This window comes from Bacteroides sp. f07, from assembly GCF_042854785.1.
Taxonomy (GTDB): Bacteria; Bacteroidota; Bacteroidia; order Bacteroidales; family Bacteroidaceae; genus Bacteroides.
Genome location: NZ_BAABXI010000003.1, coordinates 708,318 through 732,662, shown reverse-complemented (window position 1 = coordinate 732,662; position 24,345 = coordinate 708,318). Strand labels below are relative to the sequence as shown.

Below are 24,345 nucleotides of genomic sequence, written 5' to 3'. Positions count from 1 at the left end.
GTTATGAATAATATTAGTAAATTAGCGATAATAGGATTTGTTGCGATAACTCTCTCGAGTTGTGGGGACAGCTGGTTGGAGCCTAAACCTCTTTCATTTTATTCTCCGGAGAATACTCTGGTAGATGCTAAAGGTATGTGGGCTGCACTTGGTACTTGTGAGAAAAGGATTAAAGCGGAGTTTTATGGAGATGGACCTGCCATTATAACCGAACATATTTTTTCTGAGGTAGCTATTGAAGGAACTACGGACAAAACAAGTGTTGCCCAAGATCTAAATGCGGTGATTACGCCTGATAAAAATTTGAATAGTCCCAATGCCAATAGAGTAGGATGGTATTGGAATGAAGCGTATGATAATATTAGGTATGCCAATACTGTGATTACACGTATTGATGAAGCAACTTACTCGTCTGAACAGGAGAAGAACGAGATATTGGCTACTGCTTATTTCTTTCGGGCTTATCACTATTATCGTTTGATAAATCAATTTGGTGATGTGCCTTTACTATTGAAAGAGTTTACAGAGGCGAAACTCGATTTCTATACAACAAAGCGTGAGGTCATTTTAAATAAAATGATAGATGATATGAAATTTGCTTGTCAATGGATGCCTGAGGTGGTTGATAGAGGAAAAGCTCCACGTGCAGCAGGCTATCATTTGTTGGCGAAGTTATATTTGGCTGCCGGTTTGTTTGATGAAGCCATAACAGCAGCTACGGCTGTAATAAGTGACCCGCGTTATGAATTGATGAAAAATAGATTCGGAGCTGAAAAAGCTGATGCTACTAAAAATGTGATTTGGGATTTACATCGCCCTGAGAATAAGGCATTGGCAGAAAATAAAGAGACTATCTTGTTGGTTATTGACAGATATCTTGTAGAAGGAAGCCAAGGCGATGGAATCAGAACGATGAGAAATGCAGTGCCTTATTATGGAAATACGAAGAATGCTATATTAACTCCTGATGGTAAACAGGGAGTAACAGACAAAAAGGATCCTACTGGAACAGTTAAAATTTCACTAGTTAAAAAGTATGGACGTGGAATCGGACGTTGTCGGGGAACTGCTTATTCTACTCAGTATATTTGGGATGATCCGGATGATTTGCGTCATGCAAAAGGGAATTGGATGAATATGGAGGATTTAGTATATAATGAACCGAAGTTGGAAGGGCAAAATAAATATTATGGTAAACCTTTACAGCTTTATGGAGAGACTGGGCAGTTGTTGTGTAAAGATACAATTCGTAGCTGGTTTGGCTGGCCGCATTACAAATTGTTTATACCGGATCCGGACAGGGTGGATCAACCGGAAGGTGGTAATACAGACTGGTATGTATATCGTTTGGCGGAGACCTATCTGTTGCGTGCGGAGGCTTATTGTTGGAAAGGCGATGCTGCTAGTTTGCAGAAAGCGGCAGATGATGTGAATGAAGTAAGAAATAGAGCGGGTGCGGGTGATTTGGCGGCATCTGATATGAATATTGGAACAATCTTGGATGAACGTGCGAGAGAGTTATATTATGAAGAACCTAGAAAAACAGAGTTGACTCGTATTGCCTATATATTTGCACAAACGGGAAAACCCTCTTATACTGGTAAGGTCTATAAGATGGAGAATTTCTCAGAAGATAATTTCTTTTATGATAGAATTATGGAGTCTACCGATTTTTATAATAAAGGAGTTAAAACTATTTCTAATGTGGAATTTACAATGAGTCCGTATCATGTCTTATGGCCTATTCCTGCATCTACGATTAATTCTAATACCAAAGGGCATATTAATCAGAATAAAGGATATGCAGGATCTGAAAATAATATTCCTCCTTTGGAAACAATAGAAGCTAATTAATTTATTTAGATAAAATCATGAATAATAAAAATCATAGAATATTCCTCTTTTTCCTGGTATTTTCTCTTTTGGTAAATGGAGGTAATGCTTTTGCAAAGAAAAGTAAGGATCGTGAGTATTGGGTGAAAACAATGATTAAGATTATTGATCCGCTATATACAAATTTGAGTCAGAATACTTTGAGGAAAAACATGCCTGTTGAAACCTTTGATGGATTAAACAATGGCAACACAAGAAAGAATGTGACGCATTTGGAGGCTTTAGGACGTTCATTTGATGGTATTTCTGCATGGTTGAATTTACCTCCTGATGATACGGAAGAAGGTCAGCTTCGTGCTAAATATACCAATTTAGTGGTGAAGTCTATTGCTAATGCTGTAAACCCGGAATCGCCTGATTATATGCGTTTTGATGGCCCTGGAGGACAACCGTTGGTTGATGCTGCGTTTTTTGCACAAGGCTTGTTGCGTTCTAAGGATCAGATTTGGCCGAAGTTAGATAAAGTGACTCAAGAGAGAATTATTAAGGAATTGAAAGCTTCGCGCAGAATCAAGGCTTCAGAGTCTAATTGGTTGATGTTCTCTGCTACTATTGAAGCGGCCTTATTGGAGTTTACGGGTGAATGTGAATTGAAACCAATTCATTATGCGTTAAAGAGACATAAAGAATGGTATAAAGGAGATGGCTGGTATGGTGACGGGCGTAATTTTCATTTGGATTATTACAATAGTTATGTGATTCAACCCATGTTGATAGATGTACTGGCGGTCATGAAAGAACATAAAGTGGAAGGAGCTGATTTTTATGATGTACAGTTACAACGCCTGATCCGTTATGCCGATCAACAAGAAAAGATGATATCTCCGGAAGGAACTTATCCTGTATTGGGAAGATCAATGGGGTATCGTTTTGGAGCTTTTCAGGTATTAGCTCAGGTATCCTGGATGAAATTATTGCCTGAACATATCAAACCGGCGCAAGTGCGTTGCGCTCTAACTAAGGTCATGAAAAAACAATTAGCCAAAGGTACATTTGATAAGGATGGATGGCTGAATTTGGGATTTTGTGGGCATCAGCCCGAGATTGCCGACAGATATGTATCTACTGGTAGTAATTATCTGTGTACTTTTATTTTCTTGCCTTTGGGTCTACAAGCGGATGATGAGTTCTGGACAGCTAAGCCTGAGAAATGGTCCTCGGTTAAAATATGGAGCGGAAGTCGTGATATAAAGAAAGATGGTTCTATTAGAAACTAGAATTAAATATTGAAGGTATGTTCTATTTAAGTAAAAATAATGAAACATACCTTCAACTGAGTTGAATAAAAATAGAAATATTATGAGAAAACATTTAAAATTGGCGGCTTTATTGGCTACTACAATTTTGATATTGTCGAGTTGTAGCACACAGAAACAGGTCAGATTGGTTTTATTGCCTGATATACAAACTTATTCACGACTTTATCCTGACATTTTGAGATCGCAGACTCAGTGGGCGGTGGAACATGCAGATAGTATTGATTTTGTTTTGCAGCAAGGGGATATGACGGATCACAATATTGATAAAGAGTGGGAAGTGGCAGCTTCTGCCTTGAATATGATGGATAATAAAGTTCCTTATGCTTTTGTTATGGGAAATCACGATTTGGGCAAAAATTCGAATAAAAGAGATTCCCGATTGTTTAATTACTATTTTCCTTATGCGAAATATAGTAAGATGAAGAATTTCGGAGGTGCATTTGAAGAAGGGAAAATGGATAATGTATGGTATACTTTCAAAGCTGCCGGAATAAAATGGTTAATTCTATGTTTGGAGTTTGGACCTCGTAATAGTGTACTTGATTGGGCGGGAGAGGTTGTAAGGCAACATCCGCATCATAAGGTGATTATTAATACACATGCGTATATGTACTCAGACGATACACGTATGGGAGAGGGAGACCGTTGGTTGCCACAGAAATATGGTTTGGGAAAGGATACCGGTGAGAATGCGGTGAATAATGGCGAGCAAATGTGGGATAAGTTGGTTAGTAAATATCCCAATATTCTCTTTGTCTTTAGTGGACATGTTTTGAATGGCGGTGTTGGAACGTTGGTTAGTACAGGTGAACAAGGCAATAAGGTATATCAGATGTTGGCTAACTTTCAGGATGGAGTGAAAGGAACGAATAGAGGACAAACCGGTTTTTTACGTATTGTAGATATAGATGTGAAAAAGAAACAGGTAAAGGTGGACACTTATTCTCCTTATCTGAAAGAATATAAGACTGACACTAAGAATAGATTTTCTTTTGAAAGAGTTGAATTTAAATAATCTGGTTTTTACATTCCAAAGGATATAGCTATGAACAGCATTCAATCTTTTTATTTTGTAAGTATGATTACTTTAGTTTCTTCTGCCCATGTTTATGGGCAGAAGAAAGACAAGATGAATGTTTTATTTATCATTGCTGATGATATGCGACCTGAACTGGGGTGCTATGGAATAGAGGATATTGTAACTCCTCACATCGATAGATTGGCGGAGCAGGCTACGGTTTTTCAAAATGCATATTGTAATATTCCTGTAAGCGGAGCTTCCAGAGCGAGCCTGTTCACAGGAATATATCCTTGTTATCCAGAACGTTTTACTGCTTTCGATGCTAATGCAGAGAAAGATTGTCCAAATGCACTTTCACTTCCGGAGTGTTTTAAAAAGAATGGATATTATGTTATTTCTAATGGAAAAGTTTTCCATAATATAACTGATCATGCTCGTGGTTGGTCGGAATATCCATGGAGAGTATATCCTGATGGTTATGGTAAGGATTGGGCTGAATATAATAAGTGGGAATTGTGGCAAAACGAGGAGTCTTCCCGTTATATTCATCCTAAGACTTTGCGAGGACCGTTCTGTGAATCGGCTGATGTCTCGGATACAACTTATATCGATGGCAGAGTAGCACAGAAGACGATTGCAGATTTAAGGCGATTGAAAGAGAGGAAGGAACCTTTCTTTTTAGCATGTGGTTTTTGGAAACCGCATTTGCCTTTCAATGCTCCTAAGAAATATTGGGATTTATATCAAAGGGAGAAGATTAAGTTGGCACAGAATCCTTATCGACCGAAAGCATTGCCGAAGCAGGTTACTTCTTCCGGTGAGATTCGTGGATATGGGAAATTTACGACAACAAAGGATGAAGTTTTTCAGCGCGAGGCAAAGCATGGTTATTACGCATGTGTGAGTTACATTGATGCGCAGATTGGTTTAGTACTTGATGAACTTGAACGCTTGGGATTGGCAGAGAGTACGATAGTAGTGATGTTAGGAGATCATGGCTGGCATTTGGGTGAACATGGTTTCTGGGGAAAACATAATCTGATGAATCATGCGACTCGTGCTCCGTTGATTGTACGTGTGCCTCATTGTAAAGGCGGAAAAGCTGGGGGAGTTGTAGAATTTGTAGATATTTATCCCACATTATGTGAATTGTGTAAAGTCCCGGTTCCTGAAGGACAATTACAGGGGAAAAGTTTTGTTCCTATTTTGCAGGATAGTGAGAAGAGGATAAAAGAATATGCTTTTGTCCAATGGAAAGGTGGGTATAATATTGTTTCGGAGCGATATAGCAGTACTATATGGTTGAAAGGGGATTCTGTTGTAGCCCGGATGGTGTTTGACCGTCAATCGGATGTGGCGGAGAATGAAAACAAAGTGGGTTCTGTTTTTTTAAGTAAAGAAATAAAAGAACAGGAAGCTCAGATAAGAATAAAAAAACTTCAATTAGAAAAATAATTTTAAAGAATATATAAATGAAAGTAGGTTCATCTATTATTGTATTTTTGGGGTTGTTGGCAGTTTGTAGTTGTTCAGCTCCCAAAAGCGAAATGAGTACTCTTGTGAATAATAGTTTGCAAATAGCGACTGTTCAGTCAAAATTAATGGCTGAGAATTTATTACATGAAGAAGAAAAATTGCCGCGCACCATTGATAAGGATGGTAAACTGGTGACTTCAAAGGCCAAATGGTGGACTAGTGGTTTTTTCCCTGGGGTATTATGGTATCTGTATGAGGTGAATGAAAATGATTCCTTGAAAATGTATGCAGAGAACTATACGAAAAGGATAGAAAATGAAAAATACACAACAGATAATCACGATGTGGGATTTATGTTGTATTGCAGTTTTGGCAATGGATTGCGTCTGACAGGCAATGATGAATATAAAAAGGTGTTGTTGCAAGGATCAGAGTCATTGAGTACTCGTTTTCGTCCACAAGTCGGTTGTATACGTTCATGGGATTGGAATCAGAAAGTGTGGGAATATCCGGTAATTATTGATAATATGATGAATTTAGAGATGCTGATGTGGGCCTCCAAAAATTCCGATAATTCAAAATTTGCAGAAATAGCTAAGTCACATGCGGATGTGACGATGAAACATCATTTCCGGCCGGACTATAGCTCTTACCATGTGATTTCTTATGATACGATCTCGGGACAGCCTGAGAAGAAAAATACTTGTCAGGGATATGCTCATGAATCATCTTGGGCACGTGGCCAGGGCTGGGCATTATATGGCTATACAATGATGTATCGTGAGACCGGGCAAGAGAAATATCTGCAACATGCTATTAATGTGGCTAAATTTATTATGAATCATCCCCGTTTGCCTGAAGATAAAATTCCATATTGGGATTTTGATGCTCCAGGTATTCCCAATGAACTTCGTGATGCTTCTGCGGGAGCATTAATGGCTTCGGCTTTCATCGAACTTAGCCAGTATACTGAAGGTGATTTCTCAAAACAATGTCTTTCTGTAGCCGAAACACAGTTGAAGACTTTATCATCGCCGGAATACTTGGCTGAGCCTGGTACAAATTGTAATTTTATTCTAAAACATTCAGTAGGTAATAATCCGGGTAAGGCAGAGGTTGATGTTCCGTTAACTTACGCTGATTATTATTATGTTGAAGCTTTAGTGCGTTATAAAAGAGATATTTTAAAAGAAAAACTTCATTAAAAATTTCATTCTAAATGATACAAAAATTATCTTTCTGGGTAATGATGATTGTCTGTTCGGTGATGGTGAGTGGGCAAGAATATAACGGATATTACACAAATCCTATCCTGCCTTCGGGGGCTGATCCTTGGGTTGTAAAACATGAAGGATGGTATTATTATTGCTGCGGAGTGCCGGGTGGCATCGGAGTTTCCCGTTCTCGTGATTTGCATAAGATAAATCCTCCTGTACGTGTCTGGAAGGCACCGGAAAAAGGGCAATGGAATTCGACTTGCATTTGGGCGCCCGAACTTCATTTCTGGAAAGGTAAATGGTATATTTTTTATGCGGGCGGATATAGCGGTCCTCCTTTTATTCATCAAAAGACAGGCGTGTTGGAGTCTGTTACATCAGACGCAATGGGCGAGTATATCGACAAAGGAATGCTGTTTACGGGGGATGTTTTGGGAGACTGGAAAAACAATCGCTGGGCGATTGATATGACTTTGTTGGAGCATAAAGGACAATTGTATGCTGTCTGGTCCGGTTGGGAGAATAGTGAACCGACTGACAAAACTCAGCAGCATCTTTATATTGCAAAAATGGAGAACCCTTGGACAATGGCTTCCGGAAGAGTAAAAATATCGTCACCGGACCGCTATTATGAACAAGGAGAGTTGCCATTGAATGAGGGACCGCAGATTTTAAAACACGGGAAAGATGTGTTTGTTGTTTATTCCTGCGGGCAATCATGGCTGGATACATATAAACTTTCTTATTTGCGCCTGAAGGACCCGGACGCAGATTTGTTAGATCCGAAAAGCTGGATTAAAAGTGATAAACCTGTATTTGAAGGTACCGATCAAGTATTTGGGGTAGGGCATGCCAGTTTTACAACTTCTCCTGATGACAGGGAATATTATATTTATTACCATACGAAAAAAGAGAGAAAACCCGGTTGGAAACGGGATATTCGTCTTCAGAAGTTTACTTTTGATGCATCTGGCGTTCCATGTTTTGGGAAACCGCTTCCGGTAAGCGAGAAACTTCCTTTACCTTCGGGCACTGCTCATCCTGTAAAAGTGAAGCCGATGAGTGAGCTGGAAAAAGACTTTACCCAATTGTCCTCGACTGCCCGGCCTTATACATATTGGTTCTGGATGAATGGAAATATCACAAAGGAAGGCATTACAAAGGATCTGGAGGCGATGCATCGTATTGGGATAGGTGGTGTTTTCAATTTGGAAGGGGGAACTGGGATTCCGAAGGGGCCTGTTACTTACTTAAGTCCGGAGTGGTCGGAATTAAAAGCGCATGCTATAAAAGAAGCAGCTCGTTTGGGCATTGATTATGTGATGCATAATTGTCCGGGTTGGTCGTCAAGTGGTGGTCCTTGGATTACTCCTGAGTATTCAATGCAAAAATTGACTTGGAGTGAGACTGAGGTGACAGGCGGTAAACGGGTGAATACTTTATTACTCCGGCCAGCAACGGAATTAGGATATTATAGAGATATAGCTGTGTTAGCTTTCCCCTCCTTCAAGAATGGTAAACCTGTGGGCTTTTCTGATTGGCAGTTATTGAATAACAGTGTTTTTAATCATAGAGGGAAGATCGGTATACAAACGTATGATAAAGAACAAGTTATTTGCTTGGAAGATATTGTTGACTTGACGAATCAGGTTGATTCTTTGGGACGTCTGAATTGGGAGGCACCTTTGGGAAACTGGACAGTCATCCGTTTGGGACATACTTCTACCGGAAGAAAAAACTGTGCAGCTCCGGATACAGGTGTAGGGCTTGAATGCGATAAGTTTAGCAAACAGGCGATTCAGCTTCATTTTAATAAAATGATGGATTTATTGTATCCACTAATCAAACCTTATGTTCATCAGATTCAGATAGGACTGGAGATAGATAGCTGGGAAGTCGGTATGCAAAACTGGACATCCGGATTTGAAGGTGAGTTTTGTGAGAGGACCGGATATGATTTGATTAAATATTTGCCGGCTATGACAGGTAAGATTGTAGGAAGTAAAGAAATGACAGAACGTTTCTTATGGGATATTCGTCGTGTACAGGCTGATTTGTTGGCTGATAATTATTATGGTGAATTTCGGAATTTATGTAATCAATATGGGCTGGTATCCTATTGCGAACCTTATGACCGCGGCCCAATGGAAGAATTACAAATAGGCTCACGGGTAGATGGAGTTATGGGAGAGTTTTGGAATGGGTTATCTGCTATTTTCCAGAACAACTTGATGATGCGGCGTACTACAAAATTGGCGTCTTCGATAGCTCATATCAACGGTCAGAAAGTGGTGGGTGCCGAAGCATATACTTCTGAGCCTGAGTCGGGAAGATGGCAGGAATACCCATTTGCTTTGAAGGCTGTTGGTGATAAGGCGTTTACAGAGGGGATTAATCGGATGGTGATTCATCGTTATGCAATGCAACCTCATCCGGATGCTGCCCCCGCTATGACTTTAGGTCCTTGGGGAATACATTTTGACAGAACTAATACCTGGTGGGAGCCGGGACGTGCTTGGATAGATTATTTGACCCGTTGTCAGACTCTATTGCAAGAGGGACTATTCGTAGCTGATTTTGCATACTTTACAGGTGATAATATTGTAGGATACACGAAAGTGCATAGAAGAGATTTGAATCCGGTACCACCGGAAGGATATGATTACGATTTGATGAATACGGAAACGTTATTGAATAGAGCTTGGGTAGAACACGGGCGTTTAAGGCTTCCGGACGGAATGAATTATCGTGTATTGGTTTTACAGGAACAATCACATATTACGCTGAGTCTATTGAGGAAACTGCGGAATATGGTGGAACAGGGATTGATAATTGTCGGTGCCCGTCCACATCAGACAGTAGGGTTGCAATCTTATTCAATTGTTGAAGAAAAAGAGTTTGAGCAACTTTGTGATGAACTGTGGGGAAAGGCCGCGACTACAGTGGTGGATCGTAGCGTAGGGAAAGGTAGAATTTTGTGGGAGACTTCTTTGAACTTGGAACAAGTACTTGAGAAGATTCAGTTAAGACCTGACTTTGAGGTGATTACAGATTCAAAGAGTGCCCCAATACGTTATATCCATAGGCAGGTAGGAGAGTCGGATGTCTATTTTGTTGCTAACCAGCAACGGACTTCGAAAGAGGTGATTTGCAACTTTCGTGTGAAAGGAAAGATTCCTGAGTTTTGGAATCCTATATCAGGGGAAAGAACACGGGCTATGGTATATCAAACGAATGAAGAAATCATATCGGTACCTGTTCAACTGGAAGCGTATGGTTCTGTGTTCGTCGTCTTTCGTTCTGACCTTCCTGAACAGAAGGCTATTCGTTCTATTCATAAAGATGGGAAGTGTCTGATAGATGCTTCTGCTATATCAACCGAAGAATGGAATCAGGCGGCATACCCTGACATAAGAGATAATTTCTCAATCTCATTGTGGGTGAAACCGGAATCAGATGCCATGTTGAATATAGATAATCCAATGGGATATATACCATATCCTTGGACGGAATATTATGCAATCTATCCGTCAGGCGGTGAACTGTTATATGGTGCAGGACATGCCACTTGTGGACTGGCTGTAGGTAGAAATGGAGTTGCGGTATGGGAGAATGAGAAAGGGTATCCTGAGTTTAAAATGGGAGTGGAAAAACCTATTTCCGGTTGGAGTCATATTTGTCTGGTTTATAGGGAAGGGGCTCCGCATATTTATATCAATGGAGAGCATATAGCTTATAAGACGAAGTCTTTGCAAACAATTCATCCTGGATTGAATTTTACTACTTTAAAAGAAGGAGCTTCCTATTATAATGGGGATATGTCTGTTCCGGTATTGTTTTCTAAAGTATTATCAGATAAGGAGATTTCTCAATTGGCAGCCAAAGGATATACAAGAAATCCTGATGAGCGTATATTGGACTGGATGCCTTATGCGGATACCCGCTCTCTGTTGGCATGGAGTGATGGAAATTATGAGTTTGTTACATCGGATGGTATAAAAAGAGAAGTAAAGGTTGAAAAAACAGGAAGTCCGGTGATGATAAATCAGAAATGGGAGGTTAGCTTCCCGAAAGGGCTGGGAGCACCGGAAAAAATAAGTTTGCCCAAATTGTTCTCATTGCATAAACACGAAGATGAGGGCGTTAAATATTTTTCTGGTACAGCTACTTATAAGACAAACTTTGTTGTGAAACCCTCTATGATGTCTGAGGATAGAGTTATTTTCCTTGATTTGGGTGTAGTAGAGGTGATGGCGGAGGTGATTGTTAATGGAATAAATAAAGGGATCTTTTGGTCCCGTCCGTATTTAATTGATGTCACTGATGTGCTGAAACCGGGTGAAAATACATTGGAAATTAAGGTGACTAATCAATGGACGAATCGTTTGATTGGGGATGAACAGTTGCCGGAGGAGAATGAGTATGTACCCGGAGGTGGAGTAAATGGAATTGCTGCTTTGAGCCGTGGGGCTATCAGAAAACTACCGGACTGGTATAAAAATGGAGTAAATAAACCGGAAGGCGGAAGAGTAGCATTTACTACTTGGAAACATTACCGGAAAGACTCACCATTGATAGAATCGGGGTTGATAGGACCTGTCCGGCTGATTCCTGCGAAGAAAATAGAATTTAAATAATAGATATGATAATGTGCGAACGTATAGTAGCCAAGACATCTGTAAGAATGCTATTGAGCTTATTGTTAATCTTTGGCTCGGTGAATCCTGCTATGTCTGTGTTACGAAAAGGGGATACATTGCTGGGTACGTCTTTTGAAAGTTATTTTCCATTGAAAGAAATACGTTTGTTAGATGGTCCTTTTCTTGATTTGCAACAGAAAGGCAAAGAATATCTTCTTTGGCTGAATCCTGACTCTTTGCTTCATTTTTATCGGATTGAAGCGGGACTGTCGTCGAAAGCCGGACCTTATGCCGGCTGGGAGTCGCAAGACGTATGGGGAGCAGGCCCGCTTCGGGGTGGATTTCTTGGGTTCTATCTTTCTTCCGTATCGATGATGTATCAATCTACAGGCGATAGAGAGTTACTGAGACGGTTGAAATATGTGCTGAAAGAATTGAAGCTATGTCAGGAAGCCGGTAAAGATGGATTCCTGTTAGGAGTGAAAGGAGGCAGAGAACTATTCAGGGAAGTAGCCTCAGGAAAGATAAAAACGAATAATCCTACGGTCAATGGCGCCTGGGCACCCGTTTATCTGATTAATAAGATGCTGCTTGGGCTTTCTGCTGCTTATACACAGTGTGACTTGAAAGAAGCATTGCCGATATTAGTACGGTTGGCCGATTGGTTTGGTTCTCAGGTATTGGATAAGCTGACTGATGAACAGATTCAGCAATTATTGATTTGTGAACATGGTTCGATTAATGAGTCTTACGTCGAGGTTTATGAGTTGACGGGACAAAAGCGTTTCCTTGATTGGGCCCGCCGTTTAAATGATCGGGCTATGTGGGTTCCTTTGTCCGAAGGAAAGGATGTTTTATTCGGGTGGCACGCTAATACACAGATCCCGAAATTTACGGGTTTCCATAAATATTATATGTTTACCGGGGATCGGGACTTTCTTCTTGCAGCGATTAATTTCTGGGATATTGTGAAGCAAAACCATACTTGGGTAGTAGGTGGTAACAGTACCGGAGAACATTTCTTTTCTAAAAAGGAGTTCATTGATAGGGTGCTCCATATCAGCGGACCGGAAACGTGTAATTCCGTAAATATGTTACGTTTGACCGAATCTCTGTTCACGCAGCAACCGGATGCGACTAAGGCGGCATATTATGAAAGAACTTTATTTAATCATATCTTGTCAGCCTATGATCCGGTGAAGGGAATGTGCTGCTATTTTACTTCCATGCGACCGGGGCATTATCGTATTTATGCTTCACGTGATAGCTCTTTCTGGTGTTGTGGACATACAGGGCTGGAAAGTCCGGCGAAGCTGGGTAAGTTTATTTATAGCCATAAAGTGACGAATAGGCATCAAGAAAAGGATATAAGAGTGAATCTGTTTATTCCTTCCATTCTTTCTTGGAAAGAAGAAGGAGTCGAACTTATTCAGCAAAGCCGGATTCCGGAATCCGAACAAGTTGACCTTACATTGAATCTAAGGAAAAAGCAGAAACTGATTCTGCGTATTCGTAAACCTGACTGGACTGATAAGGCTACTTTTATAATTAATGGAAAAGAAGAACAGCTTCTGCTTGGCAGTGATGGGTATTGGATTATAGACAGAGTGTGGGAGCGGAAGAATGTGATTACACTACGACTTCCGATGCATATATATACAGAGAACTTAACAGGTACCGACCGTTATGTTGCATTATTATATGGGCCTTACGTGCTTGCCGGGCGTATGGGAAAGGAAAATCTTCCTACCACTTTTTGGGGAAAGATGAACAATACGGCTATGAATAAGATGGACATGGCAAAAGTTCCGGTATTCAGAGAACCTGTAGAACGGATTCCAACTCATGTGGAGGTTGTTTCAGGAGAACCATTGAAGTTTGGCATAAATTTAAAAGGTTTTGAGCAGATAGTGCTGGAACCTTTTTATAAAGTTCATTTTGAACGTTATGCGGTATATTGGCCGATAACTCATTAGATTTTGAATGGAAATGAAGGTATAATAGAACAATAGATAAGAGGTATGAGAACGATATTAAGGACATTTGTGGGTTGTACAGCGATTCTGTTTGGTACTGCCTGTATGGGAGCAGTGAAGTATATTCCTGAGAATATGAAGGTAGAACTATCTTTAAAGGTTCCGGGTAATAATGCTGTGAATTATAAACTGCATCCGGATAAGTTGGAGAATAGCTATTTTGATTATGAGTGGCGTTCGGATAATAAATTGCCGATAACGGTTTTTCATAAAGTTGAAGAACGGGATAGTTGTACACGATTGACTGTACAGCTTACCGCTGCACAGGATGTTTACTTCAACTATCGTCAATTGTTGAGTACGGGCTATCGTCATGATAACTGTCAGTTTTATATGCCGGGATTTTGGTACCGCCGTAATTTGCGTTCTCCTAAAGAAGCTCCGTCATTCCATACGTCGGATAGTTGGTTGGTTCGTGAAGATAGGTTGAGCGCACCACTTACGGGTATTTTTAGTGAAAAAGAAAAACGATTTATGACAGTAAATCGTTTGGATGATTTTTCTGTGGATGCTTTAGCTACACATAAAGAAGGAGAGATTATTCTTTCAGGGAAGACTTCCTTGGGATTTACCGGATTTGAGAATCAACAGGGAATAGCTATGCTTTCTTTTGGTTTTCCCTATCGGGAGGCTCCTAAAAGTTATATTCGTAAATTAACATTAGCACCTGAGGTGGAGGCTTTTCAACTGATGAAAAAAGGTGAGTCGGTATTGTTGACATGGGAAATAATGGAAAGTGGTGCGAATGATTTTTCAGACTTTATACAGCATACATGGAAACATTGTTATGATACCTATGCACCAAAACCTGTGGAGAGTTCATATTCTATAGCGGATATGAAGCAAGTGCTTAGTTGCTTTTTTGTAAATAGCTTGGTTGATAATCAACCGCTGGTTTATAATTCCGGAATACATCTGAAGGTAAGTGACTGTGAAAGAAACGGTCAGGCTGAGGTTGGTTTTATCGGTCGTGTACTTCTTAATGCATTTAATGCGTGGGAATACGGTTGGCAATCGAACCGGGAAGAACTGAAAGTGAACAGTACAAAAATATTTGATAGTTATTTGAAGAATGGTTTCACACAAGCGGGATTTTTCAAGGAATCTGTGAATTTTGACAAGGGGTACGAGGAACCGGTCCATAGTATTCGGCGTCAGTCGGAAGGCGTCTATGCTATGTTCCATTTCTTAGCTTATGAGAAAGAGAACGGACGTCGTCATCCTGAGTGGGAGCAAAAGCTGAAAAGGATATTGGATATGTTCTTACAGTTACAGAATGTTGATGGTAGCTTCCCCCGTAAGTTTCGTGATGATTTAACTATTGTCGATCCGAGTGGGGGGAGTACCCCATCTGCTACGTTGCCACTAGTTATGGGATATAAATATTTTAAAGATAAGCGTTATTTAGCTAGTTCCAAACGGACGGCAGACTATTTAGAGAAAGAGTTGATTTCGAAAGCTGATTATTTCTCATCTACGTTGGATGCAAACTGCGAAGATAAAGAGGCTTCTCTCTATGCTGCTACCGCTACTTACTATCTTTCATTGATAACTAAGGGAGAAGAACATAGGCATTATGCCGATTTGACAAGAAAAGCGGCTTATTTTGCTTTATCCTGGTACTATTTGTGGGACGTTCCTTTCGCACCGGGACAGATGCTGGGTGATATAGGGCTTAAAACTCGTGGTTGGGGAAATGTTTCTGTGGAGAATAACCATATTGATGTTTTTGTTTTTGAGTTTGCATCTGTACTTCAATGGTTGTCAAAGGAATATGTTGAACCTCGTATGGCTGATTTTGCGGAAGTGATATCTACATCTATGCGTCAGTTGCTACCTTATGAAGGGCATTTATGCGGCATTGCAAAATCCGGTTTCTATCCGGAAGTCGTTCAGCACACTAATTGGGATTATGGTAAGAACGGAAAAGGGTACTATAATGATATCTTTGCACCGGGATGGACGGTTGCTTCTTTATGGGAATTGTTGACTCCGGGACGTGCGGAAAGGTTCTTGCTTGATTAGGTTGACTGTTGAAGAAAGTGAATACTGAACTGTGGCTCTCTTGAAAAGAGAAAATACAGTAATTAACAGAAAGCATGCTACAAGGACTTGACAAACGGTTTTAAATGTTGTATATTTGTAGGCTAAGAATATAGGGGATCTACCATCTCCCCTACGGGTACTCTTCCTCTTTTTTGAAGGAGGAGAAACTATGTAGGATGTTTGTGAAACTTGAGTTATTAATAAACAAATGAGAAAAAAGATATAAAATCGTGTATGAAAATAGTGAGATATTACAACAAATATAGCTAACTGCCCTACGCTAGTATAGAGACAGGAATGATTAATATAGGCAAAAGGCTGCAATCTTTATAGGGATTGCAGCCTTTTTTGTTGTAATAAATGGATGTGAAAACTCTAAATTCCTATTTGAGAGTTTATAATAAACCTGGATACCGTTTATAATAAACGGTTCAGAAATTTATTATAAACTGAATGAACGTTTATATAGTGAACTGTAAATTATTTTAGTCATATTGGTTTTCCTGCATAGAATCTTCTTGAATTCGGGTAATTATAGCATACAATGAGTCTGGTAACCTAATTATACAAACATTTGTTTTTCTTGTCTTGTTATCCCGCCCAGTTCTCCCTATCCAGATTTCTATAACTGATCGCTTCCGCTAAATGTCCGGAAAGAATTTGCTCACTTCCTTCGAGATCGGCAATGGTGCGTGATACTTTCAATATCCTGTCATAGGCGCGGGCGGATAAATTGAGCCGATCCATTGCATTTTTTAATAAGGCGAGCCCTTTGTCATCCGGTCGGGCAAATAGTGACAGTAATTTGCTGTTCATTTGCGCATTGCAATAGATACCGGGATATTCGGCGTAGCGCTTTTCTTGTATCTGTCGGGCTTTAATGACCCGTTCACGAATGGCTGTACTGGATTCTCCTCTCCGTTGGTCGGAAATCTTATCAAAAGGGACTGGGATGATTTCAATCTGAATATCAATCCTGTCGAGTAAAGGGCCGGAAATCTTATTCAAGTATTTCTGTACTTGTCCCGGACTGCATACGCATGCTTTTGTGGGATGATTGTAGTAGCCGCAGGGGCAAGGGTTCATAGAGGCCACTAACGTGAAGCTGGCAGGATAGTCTACACTGCTTTTTACACGTGAGATGGTGATTCGTCTGTCCTCCAGTGGTTGTCGTAGTACTTCGAGTACGTTTTTGGAGAATTCTGGGAGTTCGTCAAGAAATAGAATGCCGTTATGAGCCAGACTTATTTCTCCCGGTTGAGGAAAACTTCCCCCTCCCACCATTGCTGATTGAGAGATTGTATGATGGGGAGACTGGAACGGGCGTTGGGTTATTAATGAAGAGTTCCGGTTTAATTTTCCGGCTACAGAGTGTATCTTGGTCGTTTCGAGGCTTTCTCCCAAAGAGAGTGGCGGAAGGATAGATGGCAACCGCTTGGCCATCATTGATTTTCCACTGCCCGGAGCACCTACCATAATTATATTATGCCCGCCGGCTGCGGCCACTTCCAATGCCCTTTTTACATTCTCTTGTCCTTTTACATCAGCGAAATCAAACTCAAAATTACTTTGTTGGGTGTAAAACTCTTCCCGGGTATTGACAATAGTCGGCTCTAATTCACGCTCATTATTGAAAAATTCAATGACTTCTTTGATATTACTGACTCCGTAGACTTTCAATTGATTGACAACAGCGGCTTCCCGTGCATTCTGCTGTGGGATAATTAATCCTTCAAAACCATCTTCACGGGCTTTGATGGCAATAGGGAGCGCTCCCTTAATGGGTTGTATGCTTCCGTCAAGGCTCAGTTCTCCCATTAGCAGGTAGCGGGGGAATTTCTCGGATGATATGGTGTCACTGGCGCCCAGCAGGCCGATGGCAAGCGGCAAGTCGTAGGCTGAACCTTCTTTCCGGATATCGGCCGGTGCCATGTTGACCACCAAGTTGCTGGTCGGCATTTTGTAACCATTGACTTGCAGTGCGGAAATGATGCGTTGATGGCTTTCTTTGACCGCGGAATCCGGAAGGCCGACGAGATAGAACATACAGCCGCGAGAGCTGTTAACTTCGATTGTGATGAGTGTTGCATCAATACCTTGAACAGCCGCTCCGAATACTTTAATTAACACGTTTGCTTACTGGTTATTTTTTCTTTTTGTTGTCCTGCTTTTCTTTTTCTTCTGCTGCAGAGACTACTTCTTCTATTTTCTTTTTTAATTCTTCTCCACTGAGATTTTTAGCCAGAATCTTACCGTCGGCCGATAAAAGGATATTGGCAGGTATTTGCTTGATGGTATATTGTTTGGCTATTTCTGAATTAAGTCCGCCGAAATCACATACTTGTTCCCAGTCCAGTGTATCACGCTTGATGGCATCTTTCCATTGTTCCTTGTCTACGTCGAATGAAATGCCGAGCATAGCTACATACTTGTTCTTTTTATATTTTTTATAGAGTTCTTTTAGCTCGCTGTTACTGCGATAGTTGGAAGCACTGTCACTCCAGGAAGCCCAGAAGTTGATTAGCAGGTTTTTCTTTTTGAAATCTTCGGATGAACGGGTTATTTTTACTCCTTTTATATTAGGTAGGCTGAAGAACGGTGCATATTTGCCTGTCTCCGTTTTTTCCGCCTGTGAGATGCTTTCGTTTAATCGTTCAATATAAAGTTTATCTTGTAATATACCTGTCATGACTTCAATCAGTTTCTTTATCTTATTGAAATCGGGAGACTCCTTTTGGACAAAGTATTTGTCTAAAAGGTAGAGACTGACAAAGGAAGAATGGTGCTGTTTTATAAATTCTTCCGCTTTCTGCTCTAATGCTTGTTCAGTAGGGGGATCTAGGTTATCCAGCTCTTTCTGAAATGCTGTAAATTCTTGGTTGTATATATTGCCGTCAATAGTCAGGACTTCGGGATTGCTGATATCTCCTTTAATTTTGATTTTGTTGCCTTTGTCAAGGAATATGGGATATTCAGTCTGATTCTTGATGAGAAGAAAAGCAGAAGTAATCGTATCTATCGGGGTCGAATAAGAGAATTTATCGTCTTTCACAAAAATAGTATCTATACGGTCGCGTATCTCGTCCATTCCATATAGATAAATCGTGTCTGTACCCAATCCTTTGATTTCTCCGGTTATGCTCACTTCTTTTTGGGAAGTCTTGCTGCAACCGGATAAACAGATGGCTATAAGGATTAAAATGCTGCTCTTTTTCATTGTTTTGATTTCTTTTCTGCGAAAGTACGGTTTTTACGGATAAAAAAAAAGAATTGCCCGTCATTTATAATGGCAGGCAATTCTTAATATTTAAAATAGAGTGGTTATTCTATTATTTAACGATGCTCATGAAATCTGCATTTGTGAAGTATTTTGCAAATTCCAGGTCAGTAGCTGCTTTCTTAGCTAATGAAGAATCTTTAGCAACTGCGCTCTTCAAGCTGCTTGTTACCATAGAAGAATTGTTAGTTCTAGCACCCAAAACAGCCATCAGGTAGTCTGTGTAAGCATCCGGTCTTTCTACGTTAGCCAAAGTGTTTTTAGCTTTGTTGTAGTCCTTAGCAAGGATCTGAGCCAAAGCGGCACTGTTAGTCTTAGAGTCACCGAATGAGTTGACTGCTCTTTCATATTGACCTTGAGCGATGTACAGGTTACCCATAGATTCGCCAAGTTCTTTAGTTCCGGCAGCTTTACCGAATGATGCTTCTGCAGCAGCTTTGTCACCCTTCATCAAAGCGATCAAACCTAAGTTCATGTTAACCTCAGGAGTAGCGTTTACGCTGGCAGCTTTCTTGAAGTAAGATTCTGCTTTGTCATAGTTACCAGCCTGATAAGCCAATTTACCCAAGTTGTTGTAAGCACGGTAATCGTTCGGGAACTGTTTTGTAGCCTGAGCATAGATAGCTTCCTGTTTTGCAGGATCGTTAGTCAATGTAGCAGCGTACAGCAACTCTTCGATGTTCAGTTCTGAAGGATTAGAAGAAGCCAGTTTAGAGATTTCTTCATCAGACTTACCGATGATTTCGTAGTTCAAAGTCAAACGAGAACGACGCAACTGAGGAAGAATTTCGTCAGCCAAAGTCTTGTAAACAGAAGAAATGTTTTTGATTTCCTGTTCTCTCTGTGCAGGATCCTGGTACATTGACAATACGCGGAGAATCAGCTCTTTGTCTTGGATGTTTGATTTAGAAACCAGTTCTTGGAAACCTTCCCAGTCCTGTGCAGTGTATTTAGCGTCGATCGGAGCTTCGATTTTTGCTTTCTTCAGGTCTTTGCTCAACATCTTGGTTGTGTTGCCTTCACGGTTTTCAGCAAGAGTTGTATTCAAGCTTACACCACCGTCAGGAGAAGCGTATGCAGATACTTCGATGTTGCTGATCTTCTTGTTGGCAGCTTCGTTTACGTTAGCAACTTCTTTGTTGAATTCTTTAGCAGTCTTTAATTCGCTTGAACGGATGTTAGCCTGTTGGATCAAGAACATGATGTTAGCATCGTGCTTTTCTTTGATGATACGTTGGAAAGCGTCTTCGCCCAATGCAGGGTTAGCGTTGCCTAATGTATTGTTCACCAATTCAGAAGTAGAGATTACACCATCAGCTACTTTCACAGCAGGGATAGTAACCACTTTCTTGCCGATAGTAGCTTTGAATTCGAGGTACAATTCAGACTTTGCCATTTCCGGAACATAGTCGAAAGACGTTTTCATAGTGTAGCTGCCACCCATTTTGTAAGAGATAGACTGGTCGTTACCTTCTACTTTTTCACCTTGGAAAGTAGCTGGCTGACCTTTAGCTTCGCCGCCGTTCCATCTCAAAACCGGAGTAACTTCTACAACAGCTTTCTTGTTGAAATACTTTTCAGGGAATTTACCATTGATGGTAGCAGGAACTTTACCACCTACTGCTTCCAGCACTTGCGGAGTAACAGTGAAGTAATCAGCTGACAGTGGACCCATTTTTTTGCTGCAAGAAGAGAATAATGCAACAATCATTGCCATGAGTAAAGGCAAGTACAACTTCTTAGTCATTTTAGGTATAAATTAAATGTTTGTAATTGAAATTTCGCCTATTCGCTAACCTCTTTCTGTTCAGCACGGAAAAAGTAACGCAAAGATATTAATTCTTAATATAAATATATAGATAGGGGGGCGATTTTATCATAATTTAATGAAATAACGACTCTTTTTCTTTCCGATACTTGATATTTCGGGGATGATGCTCGATAATCTCGCTGCGAAGCATATTACGGTCGATGTGCGTATATATTTCGGTCGTTGCGATGGACTCATGCCCAAGCATGCATTGGATGGCGCGTAAATTGGCACCACCTTCCAGTAAATGAGTGGCAAAGGAGTGGCGGAAAGTGTGCGGACTGATGTTTTTGGTAATACCTGCTTTTTGTGCTAATTCTTTTATCATGTGGAAAATCATGATTCGTGAAAGTCCCTTGCCTCTTCGCTGACTGACGAAAACAAAATCTTCGTGTCCTTTTTTGACTTCTATCTGGTTACGGTCTGTAATGTAAAGTTTTATTTCATTGATGGCTCGTGGAGAGATGGGGACAAGACGTTGTTTACTCCCCTTTCCTTCTACTTTAATGAAGCCTTCGTCGAAGTAAAGGTCGGATAATTTGAGGTTGACAAGTTCCGAAACGCGGAGTCCGCAACTGTATAGTGTTTCCAGAATGGCTCTGTTTCGTTGTCCTTCGGCCTTGCTACGGTCAACGGCGGAGATGATCCGGTCGATTTCTTCTACTGTCAGTACTTCAGGGAGTTTAAATCCTAACTTGGGGCCTTCCAATAACTCGCTGGGATCTGCTTCAAGATACTCTGCCATGATGAGGAAGCGGAAGAATGATTTGACCCCTGATAAGATGCGGGCTTGTGAACGCGGATGTATACCGATATCATGCAATCCGGCAGCAAAACGCTGGAGGTCAGCGAGGCATACTTCTAGAATGTCTATCTCTTCCAGTGTGAGAAAACTCAGCAGTTTGTCCAGATCCGTGAGATAGGCATCCAGTGTGTTGGGGGATAAGGACTTTTCCAGTTTGAGATACTGCTGGTACTTTCTGATTATCACGTCCCGTTGTTCCTTCTTCTTCTTTTTTTCGTTGATTTCCATTTCTTTTTTCTACCTTTGCACCTTGAAATAATGTTCTTTGGATACAAAGGTATAAAAAAACAGGATTGCGCGATGAAGATACAAATTATTAATGGTCCGAATATTAATCTGTTGGGTAAGCGTGAACCTTCCATTTACGGAAGCGTTACATTTGAAGATTATCTGGCTGAACTTCGCAAAAGATACGCTGACGTGGAGATCGACTATTTTCAATCGAACATTGAGGGTGAAATGATAGACTGTATTCAGCAGACAGGATTTGATGTGGATGGCATTATCCTGAATGCGGGTGCGTATACACATACTTCTATTGCTTTGCAGGATGCTATTCGCTCGGTGAAAGCTCCGGTGATTGAGGTGCATATTTCTAATGTGCATAGCCGGGAGGCTTTCCGGCATGTGTCTATGATTGCTTGTGCTTGCAAGGGAGTGATTTGTGGCTTCGGGCTGAACTCGTATCGTTTAGCTCTGGAAGCGTTGCTGGAGAATAAATAAGGTATAATATATATAAATAGGTAGAAAGACTATGTTATTGAAACAGACTAAAATTGTGGCTTCCATCTCGGATAGACGTTGCGATGTGGATTTTATAAAACAGTTGTTTGAAGCTGGAATGAATGTGGTGCGTATGAATACTGCACATGCGAGCCGTGAGGGTTTTGAGGCTTTGATTGCAAATGTGCGGACTGTATCCAATCGTATTGCGATTCTGATGGATACAAAAGGTCCGGAGGTTCGTACGACAGCTAATGCTGAGCCGATTCCATATAAAATAGGTGAGAAGGTGAAGGTTGTTGGCAATCCCGAGCTTGAAACCACTCGTGAGTGTATTGCCGTTTCATATCCTAATTTTGTGCATGACTTGAATATTGGTGGCACAATTTTGATTGATGACGGTGATTTGGAACTGGAAGTTATTGATAAGACGGCTGATTATCTGCTTTGTGAAGTGAAGAATGAAGCTACTTTGGGAAGCCGCAAGAGCGTGAATGTGCCGGGTGTCCGTATCAATCTTCCTTCTTTGACTGAGAAGGACCGTAACAATATTCTTTATGCCATTGAGAAGGATATCGATTTTATCGCTCACTCGTTTGTGCGTAATCGTCAGGATGTACTTGATATTCGTGAGATTTTGGATGCTCATGGCAGTGATATCAGGATTATCGCTAAGATTGAAAATCAGGAAGGGGTAGACAACATTGATGAAATTCTTGAAGTGGCTGACGGTGTTATGGTTGCCCGTGGTGACTTGGGTATCGAAGTGCCGCAGGAACGTATTCCGGGGATTCAGCGTATATTAATCCGCAAGTGTATTCTGGCAAAAAAACCGGTGATTGTTGCTACTCAGATGCTTCATACGATGATAAACAATCCTCGTCCGACTCGTGCGGAGGTTACTGATATTGCTAATGCCATTTATTATCGTACGGATGCTTTGATGTTGAGTGGTGAGACTGCTTACGGTAAGTATCCGGTAGATGCCGTGAAAACGATGACGAAAATCGCAGCCCAGGCTGAGAAGGATAAACTGGAAGAAAACGATATACGTATTCCACTGGATGAGAATAGCAATGATGTAACTGCGTTTCTTGCTAAGCAGGCTGTGAAAGCTACGTCTAAGTTGAAGATACGTGCTATCATTACTGACAGTTATAGTGGGCGTACTGCCCGTAACTTGGCCGCTTTCCGTGGAAAGTATCCGGTGTTGGCTATCTGCTATAAGGAAAAAACAATGCGTCATCTTGCTCTTTCTTACGGAGTGGAAGCTATCTATATGCCGGAATTGTCAAACGGACAGGAATATTACTTCGCGGCATTGCGCCGTTTGTTGAAAGAAGGCCGTTTGCAACCAACTGATATGGTAGGATATTTGAGTAGTGGCAAAGCGGGTACGAAAACATCGTTCCTCGAAATCAATGTAGTAGAGGATGCATTGAAACATGCGGAAGAAACCGTATTGCCTAATAATAACCGTTATTTGTAAAAGCCAAGCTTCATGCAAGAGACTGAATCTATTGATGAATATATTTTGCAACATATTGATCCCGAAAGTGACTATTTGAAGTCACTTTATCGGGATACGCATGTAAAGTTGCTCCGTCCCCGTATGGCTTCCGGGCATTTGCAGGGCCGGATGTTAAAAATGTTTGTGGAGATGATTCGGCCTCGTCAGGTGTTGGAAATCGGAACGTACAGCGGATATTCCGCTCTTTGTCTGGCAGAAGGGTTGTCGGAAGACGGTATGTTGCATACGTTCGAGATAAATGATGAGCAAGAGGACTTTACCCGTCCATGGCTGGAGAAATCACCGTATGCTGATAGGATTAAATTTTATATTGGCGATGCTCTGGAACTTGTTCCGAATTTAGGTGTAACCTTTGATATGGCTTTTATTGACGGTGATAAACGTAAATATATTGAATATTACGAAATGACGCTGGCGTATCTTTCTGAGGGTGGATATATCATTGCTGATAATACACTGTGGGATGGTCATGTGTTGGAGCAGCCTCGTAGTACCGATACCCAGACAATAGGAATAAAGGCTTTCAATGATCTTGTTGCGGAAGATAAACGAGTAGAGAAAGTGATATTGCCCTTGCGTGATGGGTTAACAATTATAAGAAAAAAATAAAG

15 protein-coding genes are annotated in these 24,345 nt (G+C 40.8%); 11 read left to right on the top strand and 4 right to left on the bottom strand.

Annotated elements, in window-relative coordinates; translation table 11 throughout:
• Positions 1-3: 3 nt before the first annotated feature.
• The 8 genes from ACGHVY_RS22690 (at position 4) to ACGHVY_RS22655 (ending at position 15,567) form a co-directional block, all read left to right on the top strand.
• Positions 4-1,854 carry a RagB/SusD family nutrient uptake outer membrane protein gene (locus ACGHVY_RS22690; protein WP_390601761.1) on the top strand — a complete coding sequence of 617 codons (1,851 nt, stop codon included), beginning with the start codon at positions 4-6 and terminating at the stop codon, positions 1,852-1,854.
• Positions 1,855-1,871: 17 nt separating this feature from the next.
• Positions 1,872-3,110 carry a DUF2264 domain-containing protein gene (locus ACGHVY_RS22685; RefSeq protein ID WP_390601759.1) on the top strand — a complete coding sequence of 413 codons (1,239 nt, stop codon included), beginning with the start codon at positions 1,872-1,874 and terminating at the stop codon, positions 3,108-3,110.
• Positions 3,111-3,192: 82 nt separating this feature from the next.
• Positions 3,193-4,167 carry a metallophosphoesterase gene (locus tag ACGHVY_RS22680; RefSeq protein WP_390601758.1) on the top strand — a complete coding sequence of 325 codons (975 nt, stop codon included), beginning with the start codon at positions 3,193-3,195 and terminating at the stop codon, positions 4,165-4,167.
• A 30-nt stretch (positions 4,168-4,197) separates the two neighbouring features.
• On the top strand, positions 4,198-5,628 hold the full coding sequence (locus tag ACGHVY_RS22675; protein WP_390601756.1) for a sulfatase: 1,431 nt from the start codon (positions 4,198-4,200) through the stop codon (positions 5,626-5,628).
• 17 nt (positions 5,629-5,645) lie between these two features.
• Complete coding sequence (locus ACGHVY_RS22670; protein ID WP_390601754.1) at positions 5,646-6,854, top strand: glycoside hydrolase family 88 protein; 1,209 nt, start codon at positions 5,646-5,648, stop codon at positions 6,852-6,854.
• A gap of 14 nt (positions 6,855-6,868) precedes the next feature.
• Positions 6,869-11,503 carry a glycosyl hydrolase gene (locus ACGHVY_RS22665; RefSeq protein WP_390601752.1) on the top strand — a complete coding sequence of 1,545 codons (4,635 nt, stop codon included), beginning with the start codon at positions 6,869-6,871 and terminating at the stop codon, positions 11,501-11,503.
• An 11-nt stretch (positions 11,504-11,514) separates the two neighbouring features.
• The gene (locus tag ACGHVY_RS22660) at positions 11,515-13,482 is read left to right on the top strand and encodes a beta-L-arabinofuranosidase domain-containing protein (protein ID WP_390601750.1); all 1,968 of its coding nucleotides are present in this window, start codon (positions 11,515-11,517) and stop codon (positions 13,480-13,482) included.
• A gap of 45 nt (positions 13,483-13,527) precedes the next feature.
• Positions 13,528-15,567 carry a hypothetical protein gene (locus ACGHVY_RS22655; protein ID WP_390601748.1) on the top strand — a complete coding sequence of 680 codons (2,040 nt, stop codon included), beginning with the start codon at positions 13,528-13,530 and terminating at the stop codon, positions 15,565-15,567.
• Between the two features lie 612 nt (positions 15,568-16,179).
• Here the strand turns inward: ACGHVY_RS22655 and ACGHVY_RS22650 are convergent.
• The 4 genes from ACGHVY_RS22650 to xerD form a co-directional block, all read right to left on the bottom strand.
• The gene (locus ACGHVY_RS22650; protein WP_390601746.1) at positions 16,180-17,718 is read right to left on the bottom strand and encodes a YifB family Mg chelatase-like AAA ATPase; all 1,539 of its coding nucleotides are present in this window, start codon (positions 17,716-17,718) and stop codon (positions 16,180-16,182) included.
• Between the two features lie 13 nt (positions 17,719-17,731).
• Complete coding sequence (locus ACGHVY_RS22645) at positions 17,732-18,805, bottom strand: thioredoxin-like domain-containing protein (RefSeq protein WP_390601744.1); 1,074 nt, start codon at positions 18,803-18,805, stop codon at positions 17,732-17,734.
• Positions 18,806-18,917: 112 nt separating this feature from the next.
• A complete protein-coding gene (locus ACGHVY_RS22640; RefSeq protein ID WP_390601742.1) occupies positions 18,918-20,612 on the bottom strand; it encodes a tetratricopeptide repeat protein in 1,695 nt (564 codons plus the stop codon).
• 136 nt (positions 20,613-20,748) lie between these two features.
• Positions 20,749-21,708 carry a site-specific tyrosine recombinase XerD gene (gene xerD, locus ACGHVY_RS22635; RefSeq protein ID WP_390601740.1) on the bottom strand — a complete coding sequence of 320 codons (960 nt, stop codon included), beginning with the start codon at positions 21,706-21,708 and terminating at the stop codon, positions 20,749-20,751.
• Positions 21,709-21,780: 72 nt separating this feature from the next.
• On the opposite strand from xerD, the gene aroQ reads away from it, so the two are divergent.
• Genes aroQ through ACGHVY_RS22620 form a run of 3 tightly spaced genes read left to right on the top strand, consistent with a single transcriptional unit; the run spans position 21,781 to position 24,343 of the window.
• Positions 21,781-22,203 (top strand): type II 3-dehydroquinate dehydratase, encoded by a 423-nt coding sequence (gene aroQ, locus ACGHVY_RS22630; RefSeq protein ID WP_308747194.1) that lies wholly within the window; start codon positions 21,781-21,783, stop codon positions 22,201-22,203.
• Between the two features lie 31 nt (positions 22,204-22,234).
• A complete protein-coding gene (pyk, locus tag ACGHVY_RS22625) occupies positions 22,235-23,692 on the top strand; it encodes a pyruvate kinase (RefSeq protein WP_308747195.1) in 1,458 nt (485 codons plus the stop codon).
• 12 nt (positions 23,693-23,704) lie between these two features.
• Entirely contained in the window at positions 23,705-24,343 is a 639-nt protein-coding gene (locus ACGHVY_RS22620; RefSeq protein ID WP_390601738.1) for an O-methyltransferase, read from the top strand.
• Positions 24,344-24,345: the final 2 nt, after the last annotated feature.

Excerpts from the sequence above, each read along its gene's own strand:
- ACGHVY_RS22690 (WP_390601761.1), top strand. The coding sequence starts at position 4 with ATGAATAATATTAGTAAATTAGCGATAATAGGATTTGTTGCGATAACT.
- ACGHVY_RS22685 (WP_390601759.1), top strand. The coding sequence starts at position 1,872 with ATGAATAATAAAAATCATAGAATATTCCTCTTTTTCCTGGTATTTTCT.
- ACGHVY_RS22680 (WP_390601758.1), top strand. The coding sequence starts at position 3,193 with ATGAGAAAACATTTAAAATTGGCGGCTTTATTGGCTACTACAATTTTG.
- ACGHVY_RS22675 (WP_390601756.1), top strand. The coding sequence starts at position 4,198 with ATGAACAGCATTCAATCTTTTTATTTTGTAAGTATGATTACTTTAGTT.
- ACGHVY_RS22670 (WP_390601754.1), top strand. The coding sequence starts at position 5,646 with ATGAAAGTAGGTTCATCTATTATTGTATTTTTGGGGTTGTTGGCAGTT.
- ACGHVY_RS22665 (WP_390601752.1), top strand. The coding sequence starts at position 6,869 with ATGATACAAAAATTATCTTTCTGGGTAATGATGATTGTCTGTTCGGTG.
- ACGHVY_RS22660 (WP_390601750.1), top strand. The coding sequence starts at position 11,515 with ATGTGCGAACGTATAGTAGCCAAGACATCTGTAAGAATGCTATTGAGC.
- ACGHVY_RS22655 (WP_390601748.1), top strand. The coding sequence starts at position 13,528 with ATGAGAACGATATTAAGGACATTTGTGGGTTGTACAGCGATTCTGTTT.
- ACGHVY_RS22645 (WP_390601744.1), bottom strand. The coding sequence starts at position 18,805 with ATGAAAAAGAGCAGCATTTTAATCCTTATAGCCATCTGTTTATCCGGT.
- ACGHVY_RS22640 (WP_390601742.1), bottom strand. The coding sequence starts at position 20,612 with ATGACTAAGAAGTTGTACTTGCCTTTACTCATGGCAATGATTGTTGCA.
- xerD (WP_390601740.1), bottom strand. The coding sequence starts at position 21,708 with ATGGAAATCAACGAAAAAAAGAAGAAGAAGGAACAACGGGACGTGATA.
- aroQ (WP_308747194.1), top strand. The coding sequence starts at position 21,781 with ATGAAGATACAAATTATTAATGGTCCGAATATTAATCTGTTGGGTAAG.
- pyk (WP_308747195.1), top strand. The coding sequence starts at position 22,235 with ATGTTATTGAAACAGACTAAAATTGTGGCTTCCATCTCGGATAGACGT.
- ACGHVY_RS22620 (WP_390601738.1), top strand. The coding sequence starts at position 23,705 with ATGCAAGAGACTGAATCTATTGATGAATATATTTTGCAACATATTGAT.